Origin of the sequence: Acidovorax sp. Root275 (assembly GCF_001428965.1) — a bacterium.
Lineage (GTDB): Bacteria > Pseudomonadota > Gammaproteobacteria > Burkholderiales > Burkholderiaceae_C > Acidovorax > Acidovorax radicis.
This window is the reverse complement of sequence record NZ_LMJH01000001.1, coordinates 1,082,521-1,095,033: the sequence shown is the minus strand read 5'-3', so window position 1 is coordinate 1,095,033 and position 12,513 is coordinate 1,082,521. Positions and strand designations below refer to the sequence as shown.

Annotated in this window: 12 protein-coding genes; 5 read left to right on the top strand and 7 right to left on the bottom strand. The window is 64.7% G+C overall.

Features of this window, described 5'->3' with window-relative positions; translation table 11 throughout:
• Nucleotides 1-79: 79 nt before the first annotated feature.
• Nucleotides 80-2,488, bottom strand: a complete 2,409-nt coding sequence (locus ASE52_RS04980; protein WP_057224233.1) for a YgiQ family radical SAM protein — start codon at nt 2,486-2,488, stop codon at nt 80-82.
• A 189-nt stretch (nt 2,489-2,677) separates the two neighbouring features.
• Between ASE52_RS04980 and ASE52_RS04975 the strand changes: the two genes are divergently transcribed.
• A complete protein-coding gene (locus ASE52_RS04975) occupies nt 2,678-3,649 on the top strand; it encodes a bifunctional helix-turn-helix transcriptional regulator/GNAT family N-acetyltransferase (protein ID WP_057225222.1) in 972 nt (323 codons plus the stop codon).
• Between the two features lie 20 nt (nt 3,650-3,669).
• On the opposite strand, the gene ASE52_RS04970 is transcribed toward ASE52_RS04975, so the two are convergent.
• The 3 genes from ASE52_RS04970 to ASE52_RS04960 all read right to left on the bottom strand — a co-directional run bounded on the left by ASE52_RS04970 (nt 3,670) and on the right by ASE52_RS04960 (nt 5,391).
• A complete protein-coding gene (locus ASE52_RS04970) occupies nt 3,670-4,380 on the bottom strand; it encodes a pentapeptide repeat-containing protein (protein ID WP_057224231.1) in 711 nt (236 codons plus the stop codon).
• 88 nt (nt 4,381-4,468) lie between these two features.
• Entirely contained in the window at nt 4,469-4,819 is a 351-nt protein-coding gene (locus ASE52_RS04965; protein ID WP_010458450.1) for an SMR family transporter, read from the bottom strand.
• Entirely contained in the window at nt 4,816-5,391 is a 576-nt protein-coding gene (locus tag ASE52_RS04960; protein ID WP_029412950.1) for a TetR/AcrR family transcriptional regulator, read from the bottom strand. Before ASE52_RS04960 ends, ASE52_RS04965 begins: the two co-directional genes overlap by 4 nt.
• 483 nt (nt 5,392-5,874) lie before the next feature.
• Here ASE52_RS04960 and ASE52_RS04955 point away from each other — a divergent pair, with 483 nt between their 5' ends.
• Nucleotides 5,875-6,783 (top strand): proline dehydrogenase family protein, encoded by a 909-nt coding sequence (locus ASE52_RS04955; RefSeq protein ID WP_010458457.1) that lies wholly within the window; start codon nt 5,875-5,877, stop codon nt 6,781-6,783.
• An 82-nt stretch (nt 6,784-6,865) separates the two neighbouring features.
• Here the strand turns inward: ASE52_RS04955 and ASE52_RS04950 are convergent, their stop codons facing one another.
• Nucleotides 6,866-7,057 (bottom strand): hypothetical protein, encoded by a 192-nt coding sequence (locus ASE52_RS04950; RefSeq protein ID WP_010458458.1) that lies wholly within the window; start codon nt 7,055-7,057, stop codon nt 6,866-6,868.
• A 214-nt stretch (nt 7,058-7,271) separates the two neighbouring features.
• Between ASE52_RS04950 and ASE52_RS04945 the strand changes: the two genes are divergently transcribed.
• The 3 genes from ASE52_RS04945 (at nt 7,272) to ASE52_RS04935 (ending at nt 9,707) form a co-directional block, all read left to right on the top strand.
• Entirely contained in the window at nt 7,272-7,865 is a 594-nt protein-coding gene (locus ASE52_RS04945; RefSeq protein WP_010458459.1) for a YigZ family protein, read from the top strand.
• A gap of 123 nt (nt 7,866-7,988) precedes the next feature.
• Nucleotides 7,989-9,404, top strand: coding sequence for a dihydrolipoyl dehydrogenase (locus ASE52_RS04940; protein ID WP_057224228.1), 1,416 nt, complete (start codon nt 7,989-7,991; stop codon nt 9,402-9,404).
• A gap of 87 nt (nt 9,405-9,491) precedes the next feature.
• On the top strand, nt 9,492-9,707 hold the full coding sequence (locus tag ASE52_RS04935) for a YjfB family protein (RefSeq protein ID WP_010458461.1): 216 nt from the start codon (nt 9,492-9,494) through the stop codon (nt 9,705-9,707).
• Between the two features lie 47 nt (nt 9,708-9,754).
• Here ASE52_RS04935 and ASE52_RS04930 read toward each other — a convergent pair whose 3' ends face one another.
• Nucleotides 9,755-10,900: an FAD-dependent oxidoreductase gene (locus ASE52_RS04930; RefSeq protein WP_057224226.1), complete on the bottom strand. Its 1,146-nt coding sequence runs from the start codon at nt 10,898-10,900 to the stop codon at nt 9,755-9,757.
• 20 nt (nt 10,901-10,920) lie between these two features.
• The gene (locus ASE52_RS04925) at nt 10,921-12,480 is read right to left on the bottom strand and encodes an amidase family protein (protein WP_057224223.1); all 1,560 of its coding nucleotides are present in this window, start codon (nt 12,478-12,480) and stop codon (nt 10,921-10,923) included.
• Nucleotides 12,481-12,513: the final 33 nt, after the last annotated feature.

Sequence of the window (12,513 nt, the reverse complement as noted above, 5' to 3'; positions counted from 1 at the left end):
CGGCATCCCAGCCCGCCGTTTCAGCCTGCAGATGCAATGGGCAAATGGACGCCCTGCCCGCCGCCACGCAGGCAGCGGACTATCGCGCTTTCTTGAACGGTTTGCCGCCAGCCGCCGGCTTGGCCGCGCCCCCGGTCACGCGCGGTGGCAGGCCCGTGTGTTGTGTCAGGATGCGGCCCTTGGTGGGCTGCTGCACCGTGCGCGACGCAGGCGCCACGGCGGGCTTGGCCCCGGTCGGGGTCGAGTTCTTGCGCCGCGCGCTCTGGTAGCCGCCGTCGGTCAGCGGCTGGAAGGTTGGAATCAGGTGGTGCTTGCCATTGCCGATGAGATCGGCACGGCCCATGGTCTTGAGAGCCTCGCGCAGCAGCGGCCAGTTGTTCGGGTCGTGGTAGCGCAGGAAGGCCTTGTGCAGGCGGCGGCGCTTTTCGCCACGCACGATGTCCACCGTCTCGCTCTCGCGCGTGATCTTGCGCAGCGGGTTCTTGTTGCTGTGGTACATGGCCGTGGCGGTGGCCATGGGGCTCGGATAGAAGGTCTGCACCTGGTCGGCGCGAAAGCCGTTCTTTTTCAACCAGACGGCGAGGTTCATCATGTCCTCGTCGCTCGTGCCCGGGTGGGCTGCGATGAAGTACGGGATCAGGAACTGCTTCTTGCCCGCCTCTTCGCTGAACTTCTCGAACATCTGCTTGAACTTGTCATAGCTGCCGATGCCCGGCTTCATCATCTTGGTCAGCGGCCCCTGCTCGGTGTGCTCGGGCGCGATCTTCAGGTAGCCGCCCACGTGGTGCTGCACCAGCTCTTTCACGTATTCGGGCGACTTCACCGCCAGGTCGTAGCGCAGGCCGGAGCCGATCAGGATCTTCTTGATGCCCTTGAGCGCACGGCCACGGCGGTAGATCTTGATCAGCGGGCCGTGGTCGGTGGTGAGGTTCTGGCAGATGCCGGGGTACACGCAGCTCGGCTTGCGGCAGGCCGCCTCGATCTCGGGGCTGCGGCAACCCAGGCGGTACATGTTGGCCGTGGGGCCGCCCAGGTCGCTGATGGTGCCGGTGAAGCCCTTGACCTTGTCGCGGATGTCCTCGATCTCCTGGATGATCGAATCCTCGGACCGGCTCTGGATGATGCGGCCTTCGTGCTCGGTGATGGAGCAGAAGGTGCAGCCGCCAAAGCAGCCACGCATGATGTTGATCGAAAACCGGATCATCTCCCACGCGGGGATCTTGGTCGCACCGTCGTGGCTGCCGTTTTCGTCGGCGTAGCTGGGGTGCGGGCCGCGTGCGTAGGTCAGGTCGAACACGTAGTCCATCTCGGCCGTGGTGAGCGGGATGGGGGGCGGGTTGATCCACACGTCGCGCGCCGTTACGCCCTCGCCGTGCGCCTGCACCAGCGCGCGGGCGTTGCCGGGGTTGGTCTCCAGGTGCAGCACGCGGTTGGCGTGGGCATAGAGCACCGGGTCGCTCTTGACCTGCTCGTAGCTGGGCAGGCGGATCACGCTCTTGTCGCGTGGGGGCACCTTGAGCTTGGCCTTGAGCGCCGGGTTGGCGACAAACAACATGGGCTGGATGGCGGGGTTGGGCTCGGCCGTTTTTGGGTCTTTTTGGTCCCCAGCGCTTGATCCACCTGCGCTACCAGCTACTGAATCAGGAGCATCATCCTTGCTGCAGGTGCTGCCCTGGGCGGCGGCCTGTTCGCTGGTGGTCATGTAGGGGTTGATGTGCGATTCCACGCGGCCCGGCTCGTCCACGCTGGTCGAGTCAATCTCGAACCAGCCCTTGCCGCTTTCGTCATCAGGCCGGCGCACAAAGGCCGTTCCGCGCACATCGGTGATCTGCTCGACCGGCTCACGCGCTGCAATGCGATGCGCCACCTCGACCAGCGCGCGTTCGGCATTGCCATACAGCAGCAGGTCGCACTTGGCATCCACCACGATGGAGCGGCGCACCTTGTCGCTCCAGTAGTCGTAGTGGGCGATGCGGCGCAGGCTGCCTTCGATGCCGCCCAAGATGATGGGCACGTCCTTGAACGCCTCGCGGCAGCGCTGGCTGTAGACGATAGCGGCGCGGTCGGGCCGCTTGCCGCCTACGTCGCCGGGCGTGTAGGCGTCGTCGCTGCGGATCTTCCGGTCGGCGGTGTACCGGTTGATCATCGAATCCATGTTGCCCGCCGTCACGCCCCAGAACAGGTTGGGCTTGCCCAGCACCTTGAAGGGCTCGGCGCTCTGCCAGTCGGGCTGGGCGATGATGCCCACGCGGAAGCCCTGGGCTTCGAGCGTGCGACCGATCACGGCCATGCCGAAGCTCGGGTGGTCCACATACGCATCACCCGTCACCAGGATGATGTCGCAGCTGTCCCAGCCCAGTTTCTCCATCTCGGCGCGGCTCATCGGCAAAAACGGGGCCGTGCCAAAGCGCTTGGCCCAGTACGGTCGGTAGCTGGTCAATGGCTTTGCGGCGCGCGCAAAAAAGGAGACGTCAACGGGGGCGTTCATGCAAAGGAGGGTCGCGGCCGGCCCGATGCGATGGGGCCTCGTGGGGCGCGGCTGTGGTGGTTAACCCACGATTTTACGGCGGCATGCCCTTTTTGTCGCTGCTTGCGTGTTGCCCTTGCACGGTGGAGGTCTTGATAGGCATCAGGCATATACTTGCTAAAGTCAATTAATTGCATGACAGAGGCATTCATGACCACGATCCTCAATACCCCCCAGCCCACCCCCGCAACCGCGCTGCCCCCTGCCAGCGCCGTGAAGGCGGTGCGGCGCTTCAACCGCTTCTTGACCCGCCGCGTGGGTGTGCTGGACCCGTACCTGGGCAGCAACCTGTCGCTCACCGATGTGCGCGTGCTGTACGAGCTGGCCCACCGTGAGGCGCCCGTGGCCAGCGAACTGGCGCGCGACCTGGGCCTGGACGGCGGCTACCTGAGCCGCATCCTGCGCCGGTTTGAAACAGCCGGCTGGATCACCCGCAGTGCCAGCGCCAAGGATGCGCGCCAGAGCGTACTCGCCCTCACGTCGCTTGGGCGCGACGTGTTCGAGCCGCTGCAGCAGCGCTCACGCGACGAGGCCGCTGCTCTGCTGGCCCCCCTGCCCCCTGCACGCCAGCAGGAGCTGGTGGATGCCATGGGACGCATCGAAACCTTGCTCGACCCGACCTTGGCCAACCTATCGGGACCTCGCGTGGCCGTGCTGCGCGACCCGGTTCCCGGCGATATCGGCTGGGTGGTGCAGCAGCACGGCGAAATCTACTGGCGCGAGTACGGCTGGGACAGCCGATTTGAAGCCCTGGTGGCCGACATCGCCGCGCAGTTTGTGCGCAAGTTCCAGCCAGCGTGGGAGCGTTGCTGGGTGGCGGAGCTGGACGGCGAACGCGTGGGCGCCGTGTTCGTGGTGCGCAAATCAGCCACCACGGCCCAGCTGCGCATGCTGATCCTGTCGCCCAAAGCACGTGGACTGGGCCTGGGCGCACGCCTGACCGATGAGTGCATCGCGTTCGCCCGGGCCAAGGGCTACAAGAAGATGGTGCTGTGGACCAACAGTTGCCTGACTGCCGCACGTGGCATCTATGCCAAGCGAGGGTTCAAGCTGGCCAAGTCTGAACCGTATGAGGGATTTGGCCAGCAGCTGGTGGGGGAGACATGGGAGCTCAAGCTGTAAATCACTCCCAGCGGGCTGCATCACGCCACCCGGATGCCCAGCTCACTGATCAGCATTGCGGCCTGCTCGGCCGAGAGAATGGCCCCTTTGAACGACTGTGCCAATTGGGCAATCCGCAGCCCGCCGAGATCCACCGAGCGCAGGTCGGCCCCGTCAAAGCGCGCATTCTTGAGATGTGCATCTCGCAGGCTTCCGCCCTCGAAAACGGCATCGCGAAAATCGCACCCCGCCAGATCGGCGTCCGACAAGTCCAGCTGCTCCACCGCCTGCTTGCGAAACGAAATGCCGCGCAGGTCGGCCCCCACCAGCAACGAATCATGAAAACTCAGCCCCAGTGTTTCGGCCTCCCGAAAATGCGCGCCCGTGAGCTTGACCTCAGCAAAACGAGCCGAAGCGAGGCTGGAACGGACCCACGACGTGTTGTTGAGATCGCAGCGATGAAAGCGCGCATCGGTCAGGTCCGCCAGGTGGAACTGGGTCTGCCCCGCACGGCAGTCGAGCCAGCGCGTGCCTGCGAGGCCCGCCCTCTCCAGCGACACCTCCCGCAGCGAACAGCCGATGAACTGCGCACCCTGGAGCGCTAACCCTGATAAATCCGCGCCATCGAAGACACAGTGTTCAAAGTGCAAAACAGGATGCCCGGCGGCGCAAAGCGCCTGCAACTCTGTCCTGGACAAAGTCTGGCCAGTGATGCATTGGGGCTCAGTTGATGAAGTAAGTCTGAGGTTCATGGCAGTTGCTGGCAACGAATTGGGCGGTCGGCGGGATGGATCGGAACTCGGAAGCAGGGAAAGCGACGCCGTTTTGGCGCGTGCACCGTCAATGGCTGACGCTTTTGGAACACAGGTTCACGACCAGTACGCCCGCCACGATCAACCCCAGCCCCAAGAGGGCGGGCAGATCCAGCCGCTGTCCGTAGTGCAGCCAGCCCACGGTGGATACCAGCACGATGCCCACCCCCGACCAGATCGCGTAGGCAATGCCCACCGGCAGGGTCTTGAGCGTGAGCGAGAGCAGGTAGAAGGACACGGCATATGCCACCACGGTGATCACGCCAGGCACCAGCCGCGTGAATCCATCGGAAGCTTTCAGCGCCGTGGTGCCCAGTACCTCCAGCACGATCGCAGTGCCCAGCAGCAGATAGGCGCTGGCGGATGCGCCCCCGCTCATGGCCGCCCCCCACCGCAAAGCTTCAGAAGAATGTCCAGGATGGCCGCCTTGCGCGGCCCATCCAGCGCATAGACATCGAGCATCTGTGCAAACCAGAACCCATCCCCCGCCAAGCGGCAGGCCATCAACACATTGGCTGCGTGCGGATCTTCCCCATCAGCCTTCAACGCCACCGCCATGGCCGCATGCCAACGCTCCCGGCACGGCGCTGATGTGAGAGCCAGCAAACCGATGGCCCGCTGGGTTTCCACCTGGTGGCTGTCCGAGCCACTGTCAAAACAGGTTCTGATGTAGGCCCGCGCGTGGCGCCCCGGCGTGTCGTCTTCCTGCTTCAGCGCTTTTTCGAAACTCTGCTCGAACTCCTCGAAAAGTTGGTCCGACAGGGCGTCGAGCAATGCCTGTTTGCTGCGGTAGTGATGCTGCAGCCCGCCTTTGGTCACGCCCGCCCGCTGGGCGACAGCATCGAGGGTGACGGCGTGGAGGCCTTCCCTTACCAACAGCTCACGGACCACGCCCAGCAATTGGCTGCGAATGAGTTCAGGTTGCTTCTGTCTACGATGTGCTTCAGTCATTTACAAACCATCTGGATGGATTGTTTATTGTAGCGATGAGCCCATCACAAGATGCACAGGAAGCCCTTGTGCCAACGTGTGGACTTTCCTCGCTTGCATGACCCGCGTGCACCTTAAAGCCGTGGCGTCTGAACAGGGGGGGTGGCATGGCCACCTGGCGCTGAATACATGGCCCACCCGTTCACGTGGGCCGCGGCTGGTAAGGGAGATGTGAGCTGAGGCTGTACGATCGCCAGTTGGCACCTTACGTCGGCAACTACACACAGAAGAACGCATGCACCGCGCAGCCTGGCCTCCATTGATGAACTGAACGCCCGCAGCGTGAGCTGCCGCTGCGCTTTGGGCGCACGCGGTCGCAACGTTGCCCTTGCTGGCCCCCTGCCCGGGCCAGTGCTTTGCTTTTCCCGTTGATTCGCAATGCCCAGGTTCAATGCCGGGGCGCGGAGGGCGGGAAGCAGCACGTTTTTCATTCTGGATACCGACATGCAACTTCTCGACACACTGGTGGCGCGCGCCATCCCTTGGGTGCCTCGCGCCCTGATCCACAAAATCTCTCGCCGCTACATCGCAGGCGACACCCTCGCCGAAGCCCTGGTGCGCGTGCAACAGCTCAACGCGCAAGGTTTCGCCGTGACGCTCGACGTACTGGGCGAAACCATCTCAACCCTGCCGGAGGCACAGGCCACGGCCGATGCCTACATCGAGGTGCTCCATGCCGTCCAGGCCCAGGGACTACAGGCCAACATTTCGATCAAGCCTTCTGCACTTGGGCTGCTGCTCGGTGCGCAGCAGTGCGAACAACTGATTCTGCGCATTCTTGAGATCGCGGAGCGCCATCAGAACTCCGTCTGCCTGGACATGGAGGACGCCAGTTGCACCCAAAAGGAAATCGAATTGTTCGGGCGCTTGAGGGCACGGTTTGGCAACGTCGGGCTGGCATTGCAGGCATATTTACTGCGCACCTACCAGGACCTTGAACCGCTGATGCAAAGGGCCCACACCTTGCGCATCTGCAAGGGCATCTATGTGGAGGATCGCTCGCACCTCGTGCACGATGCATGGAACGACCGCAGCGCCATCAATGAGCACTTCCTGAAGCATGTCGTGCGCTGTTTCGAAGCAGGCAGCTTCGTCGGCATCGCCACACACGACGCTGCATTGATCGCGCGCATCGTCGAGCGGGTGCGCCGCGATGGCATCGACCGGAGCCAGTTTGAATTTCAGATGCTGCTGGGCGTGTGTGAACCCTTGCGCGACAAGCTGCGGGGCATGGGCTTCAATGTGCGCATCTATGTACCCTTTGGCAAGGACTGGTACGGGTACAGCACACGAAGGCTGAACGAGAACCCCCGCATCGCAGGGCATATTGCCAAAGCGCTGATCGGACTCTGACGGTACCCCATAAAAAATGGTCCCTCTGGACCATTTTTTGTGAAACGGTGGTGCGGCCACCGCCGGCTGGCAGACGGGGCGGCTACCACTCCCCCACTTCGCGCACCCGCTGGGCCAGGTCCGGGATGGCATCGTCATCCGTGGCCGCCGTTGCCAGCACGGGCGCAACCACCACATCCGTCACACCTGGCTGCACGCGCTGCGGCATGAAGCGGCCAAATACATGGCTGACAAGGGTGGCGGGCAACGGGGCGGAGAAAGGCGTGGCAAACATGGTGTTCCTCTTTTAATGGCCTGGGTGCTTTCAAATTGGTAGCACGAGCGTAGGCCACATCAACAAGCCGCCAGTGTAGGAACACAAGCCAATGCCATGTGTGACAGAACGCACAAACAACAGCCTGCGCTGGATCAACATTGTTACAAGACGCAGCGGGCGTGAATTCCGTCACGTTTTGGCCCCGCGGGCCGCGCCTTAAACTCGGCGCCCCATGCCCTACACCCTGGCTGTGCCTGCGCACAGTGAACTCATCATCAAGAAGAGCCGCTTCATCGGCTGCGTGCAGCCCATGGCCGACCGCGCCAGTGCTCAGGCTGCCGTGGATGCACTGTGGAAGCAACACCCTGGCGCCGCACACATCTGCTGGGCCTTGCTGGCGGGCGGCCAGTCCGCCGCGGTGGACGACGGCGAACCCGGCGGCACAGCCGGTCGCCCCATGCTCGACGTGCTGCGCCACCAGGACCTGGAAGGCGTGCAAGCGACTGTGGTGCGCTACTTTGGCGGCGTCAAGCTGGGCGCGGGTGGACTGGTGCGCGCCTACACCGACACTATTGCCCAGGCACTGCTCACCGCCCCCAAGGTCACGCTGCAGCGCATGAAAACGCTGCAATGCCATGTGCCCTATGCGCTGGAGGGCCTGCTGCGCCGAGAGATCGAAACGGCTGCTGCCGAGCTGGTAGGCGTACAGCACGGCACGCTTGTCACGCTGCAGCTACGGCTGCCCGAGGCCCGGGCCACTGCCTTTGTGCTGCGCATCAACAACCAGGGCCAGGGCCGTGTGGGCTGGACCGAGCCCGAGGCCTGAACCCGCCAGCAAAGCCCGGGCAGACCCGGGGCAGCGTCCAGAACAAATGCCTTTGCGCCTACAAGCACTCCGCCGGCAGGCCGCCACACTCAGAGTTTTACCGGGCTTCCAAGGAGAACCCCCATGAGCCAACCGCTCGACACCATCATCATTGGCGCAGGCACTGCAGGCTTGGCCGCCCTGCGCGAAGTGCGCAAACGCACGGACCGCTACCTCATCGTCAACGAAGGCCCCTGGGGCACCACCTGCGCGCGCGTGGGCTGCATGCCCTCCAAGGCGCTGATCGAGGCGGCCAACGCCTTTCACCTGCGCCACGCCTTTGAAGAATTCGGACTGCGGGGCGCCAACGCCTTGACGGCCGACCTGCCCGCAGTGCTGCAGCGTGTGCGTGCCCTGCGCGATAACTTTGTGGCCGGCGCCATCAAGGCCACCGACGACCTGGGGAGCGCCCGCATTGCAGGCCGCGCAAGCCTCCTGGGGGCCAATTCCGTGGACATCGACGGCACCGCCTACCCCACCCGCAGCATCATCATCGCCACCGGGTCACGCCCCAGCGTGCCAGAAGAATGGCTGGCATTCGGCGACCGCATGCTCACCACCGACACCCTGTTCGAGCAACCCACCCTCGGCCCCCGCATTGCCGTGATCGGCATGGGCCCCATCGGCGTAGAGATCTCCCAGGCGCTGGCCCGGCTAGGATTGCAGGTGGCCGCCTTCACCACCAGCCACACCCTGGCGGGCCTGGGCAACCCCGCCCTCAACACCGAATTGACGGCGTTGCTCAAGCAAGAAATGGTGCTGCACATGGGCGCCAAAGCACAACTGCGCGAAGTGCCCGGCGGCATCGAAGTGAGCAGCGGCCCCCACCGCGTTGTGGTGGACCAGGTCATCGCCGCCATGGGCCGGGTGCCCAATATCGAGCACCTGGGCCTGGACACTCTGGGCGTGCCACTGGACAAACGCGGCATGCCCTCCGTAGACCCACAAACCCAGCAGATCGGCAACCTGCCCGTGTTTCTGGCGGGAGACGCCACCACCCGCGCGCCCCTGCTGCACGAGGCTGCCGACGAGGGCCACATTGCAGGCATGAACGCCCTGGCCGCCTCCCCCACTCGCTTTCGGCGCCGCACCCCGCTGGGCATTGTGTTCTGCGACCCCAACATCGCCACCGTGGGCCAGCGCTTTGCCGACATGGATCCCGCCCACACAGTCACTGGCACCACCAGCTTTGACAACCAGGGCCGCGCCCGCACATCGCAGCAGAACCACGGGCGCATCTGCATCCACGCAGACCAGGCCACCGGCCGCCTGCTCGGCGCCGAAATGTGCGCCCCGCAAGGTGAACACATGGCCCACCTGCTCGCGCTGGCCATCCAGCAAAAACTTACCGTGCACGACCTCCTGGGGATGCCGTTCTACCACCCCACGCTGGAAGAAGGCTTGCGCACCGCGCTGCGGGATACAGCGCGGCAATTGCCCGAGGGGCGCGAGTCTGATTTGGCTGCGTGTACAGCCATTGGTGTGGCGGCACTGGAGTAAGTGCTACTGCGACGGCCCCAAGATGTAACACCCCTTAAGCCCGCTACCCAAACTGCCGATACCAAACCACCACCCCAAGGAATCACCATGGACGTCGCCCTTGCCAACAGCATCGTCAACACCGCCACCGCGCTGGCCAGTGCCAAGACGTCGGATGCCCTGAACATGGTGGTGCTCAAAAAGGCGCTCGACATGCAGGCCGTATCTGCCGCCACCATGATCGACGCCATGCAGCAATCCATGCCCCAGCCCGGCTTGGCCACCAGTGGGACCCTGGGCACCAACGTCAACACTTTCGCCTGAGCGCCTTTTCTTCAAGGCCCCAAGCATCCTCCGTTTGCGCAGGTAGATCAACGCAAACGCGCAGGCGAGAGCCCTTCCAGCACCACACCCTCGCGCACCAGCTCCTCGGCCAACGGCTCGCGGCGCAATAGCTGGCGGGCCAGCAGCGAGGCACCCGCCGCGCTTTGAATCCCATACCCGCCCTGCCCGGCCAGCCAGAAGAAACCGTGCACGTGATTGTCCCAGCCGATCACCATGTCCCCGTCGGGCACAAACGAACGCAGGCCTGCCCAGGTATGGGAGGGGCGGCGGATCTGGAAGATCGTTTTTTCCTCAATGTGATAAATGCCCGTGGCCACGTCCAGCTCTTCGGGCACCACGTCGTGCGGGTGCGTCGGGTCGGCGTTGGCGGGCGAGCCCAGCAGCTGGCCCGCATCGGGCTTGAAGTAAAAACTCTCGTCAATGCCGATTACGGCAGGCCAGTGGGTGGCGTCCATGCCCTCGGGCACGGCAAAGGTGAAGGCGGTGCGGCGGCGCGGCTCCAGGCCAATGGGCGGCACGCCTGCCAAGCCCGCCACCACGTCGGCCCAGGCGCCTGCGGCGTTCACGATGGTTGTGGCTTGCAGCACCCGGCCATCGGCCAGCGTCACCAACCAGCCGTCGCCCTCACGCTGCAGGGCCGTGACCTCGGCATTCGTCAGCACCTGGCCGCCGCGCTGGCGCAGGCCACGCAGGTAGCCTTGGTGCAGCGCGTGCACGTCGATGTCAGAGGCTTCGGGCTCGCTCATGCCTGCGGCCACGGCCTCGGGTTTCAGGCACGGTAGCTGGGCCAGCAATGCGCCCTGCTCCACCCATTCCACGTTGGGGGAGATGGCATGGGCTTCTGCATAGGCCTGTTTCAGCAGGTCGAGCTGGTCAGGCCCGGCCACATAGACCACGCCACGGGGCGAGAGGATGGGGTCGGCGCCAAATTCGGGCGGCGGTGCGTCGTAGAACGCACGGCTCGCCCGCGTCAGCGCCTGGATGTTCGGCGTGCCGTAGGTGGCCATGTACAACGCTGCCGAACGGCCGGTGGTGTGGTAGCCGGGTTGCGATTCGCGCTCCAGCAGCAGCACGCTGGCGCCCTCACCCCCAACTAAGTCCTGCACCAGCTGCCAAGCCACCGAGGCCCCCGCAATGCCCGCGCCAATGACGATGGTGTCCACTGATTGCATGGTTTGTCTCCTGGCTCGATTTACACAGCTGACACTTGCACCGCCGACACCGCCCGGTCGTCGCGCGGCAGGCTGCGGGCATCGCGCGGATCCGGCGCACCGGTGACGATGGAGGTCAGCGCGGGCTCGGCGTGTGTTTGCATCAATTTGGCCAGGTCAGGCCGTGGGCGGGCCAGCCCGGCAATGCCTTTGAAAGCTTGCTCCATCGCATGGCCCACGCCCAGCGTGTGGCGGTCGGCGCGAAAGCGCCCCACGATCTGCAGGCCAAACGGCAAACCCTCGTCGTCCAGCCCGCACGGCAGGCTCAGCGCGGGGTGGGTGGTGAGCGTGGTCACATAGGTCAGCGCCAGCCAGCGGTAGTAGTTGGCCTGCGGCTCGCCGTTGATGTGGCTGGCGAACAGCTGCGTCCAGGCAAAGGGCGATACGGGCGTGGTGGGCGCCAGGATCACGTCGTAGTCTTCGTACAGCCTCTGGAACCGCGCCAGGATGCGCGTCTGCTCGGCCTGCGCCCAGGCGCTGTCGAGCAGCGTCATGGCAGCGCCCATTTCGTAGTTGGCGCGGGTGTTGGGGCCCAGGCTGGTGGGGTCGCGCTCATAGGCCTCGCGCGTGCTGGCCACAAAGGCTTCGGCGCGCAGCACGTCAAAGCAGCGGTGCACGTCGCCCAGGTCGATGTCGATAGCATCGCAGCGGGCAAACAGGTGCTTCATGGCCTGCACCTTCTGGCGGAACACGGCGCGGATGCTGTTGTCCACCGCGCAGGCGCCAAAGTCTTCGGTATAAGCCACGCGCAGGTGGCTCAGGTCTACCGTGTCGGGCAACAAGAAGCTCATCGGGTCCAGCGGGTAGCTCAGCGGGTCGCCCGCCGACATGCCCGCAGTGGCGGCCAGTTGCAGGCAGGCTTCTTCCACCGTGCGGCCCATGGGGCCCACCACCGAAATCGGGGTCCAGCCCAGCAGCTTGCGTGAGCTGGGCACCACGCCGGGCGATGGCCGGAAGCCCACCACCCCGCAAATGGATGCCGGGATGCGCAACGATCCGCCCGTGTCCGACCCCGTGCACACCGGCAGCATGTCGCACGCCAGCGCAGCGGCCGAGCCGCCCGACGAGCCTCCGGCATTCAGATTGGGGTTGAACGGGTTGCCCGTGGCGCCCCACACCGTGTTGCGCGAATTGGCGCCCGCCCCCATCTCGGGGATGTTGGTCTTGCCCGCCACGATGGCACCCGCCGCGCGCAGGCGTGCCACCAGCACGTTGTCCTCCGCTGGTATGTTGCTGCGGTAGATCTCCGAGCCATAGGTGGTCAGCAGCCCGGCCGTGGCTTCGAGGTCCTTCACGCCCAGCGGCAGGCCATGCAGCAAGCCCAGGGGCTCGCCGCGCAGCACCGCCTGCTCGGCCGCCTTGGCCTCGGTGCGGGCGCGGTCGTAGCAGGTGGCGGTGATGGCATTCACATATGGATTGACGGCCTCAATGCGTTCAATGCAGGCATCCAGCAGTTCCACCGGAGAAATTTCGCGCGTAGCGATGCGGTGGCGCAGTTCGTTGGTAGTCAGCTCGACCAGGGTGCTAGGTGCAGTCGTCATGTCGGATTTGTCTCCTTTTTCTTGCTGGCCTTG

What these genes read in the sequence shown, in the direction of transcription:
- ASE52_RS04955 (WP_010458457.1), top strand. Translation starts at nt 5,875, where the DNA reads ATGCAACTTCTCGACACACTGGTGGCGCGCGCCATCCCTTGGGTGCCT.
- ASE52_RS04935 (WP_010458461.1), top strand. Translation starts at nt 9,492, where the DNA reads ATGGACGTCGCCCTTGCCAACAGCATCGTCAACACCGCCACCGCGCTG.
- ASE52_RS04980 (WP_057224233.1), bottom strand. Translation starts at nt 2,488, where the DNA reads ATGAACGCCCCCGTTGACGTCTCCTTTTTTGCGCGCGCCGCAAAGCCA.
- ASE52_RS04970 (WP_057224231.1), bottom strand. Translation starts at nt 4,380, where the DNA reads ATGAACCTCAGACTTACTTCATCAACTGAGCCCCAATGCATCACTGGC.
- ASE52_RS04965 (WP_010458450.1), bottom strand. Translation starts at nt 4,819, where the DNA reads ATGAGCGGGGGCGCATCCGCCAGCGCCTATCTGCTGCTGGGCACTGCG.
- ASE52_RS04945 (WP_010458459.1), top strand. Translation starts at nt 7,272, where the DNA reads ATGCCCTACACCCTGGCTGTGCCTGCGCACAGTGAACTCATCATCAAG.
- ASE52_RS04940 (WP_057224228.1), top strand. Translation starts at nt 7,989, where the DNA reads ATGAGCCAACCGCTCGACACCATCATCATTGGCGCAGGCACTGCAGGC.
- ASE52_RS04960 (WP_029412950.1), bottom strand. Translation starts at nt 5,391, where the DNA reads ATGACTGAAGCACATCGTAGACAGAAGCAACCTGAACTCATTCGCAGC.
- ASE52_RS04950 (WP_010458458.1), bottom strand. Translation starts at nt 7,057, where the DNA reads ATGTTTGCCACGCCTTTCTCCGCCCCGTTGCCCGCCACCCTTGTCAGC.
- ASE52_RS04925 (WP_057224223.1), bottom strand. Translation starts at nt 12,480, where the DNA reads ATGACGACTGCACCTAGCACCCTGGTCGAGCTGACTACCAACGAACTG.
- ASE52_RS04930 (WP_057224226.1), bottom strand. Translation starts at nt 10,900, where the DNA reads ATGCAATCAGTGGACACCATCGTCATTGGCGCGGGCATTGCGGGGGCC.
- ASE52_RS04975 (WP_057225222.1), top strand. Translation starts at nt 2,678, where the DNA reads ATGACCACGATCCTCAATACCCCCCAGCCCACCCCCGCAACCGCGCTG.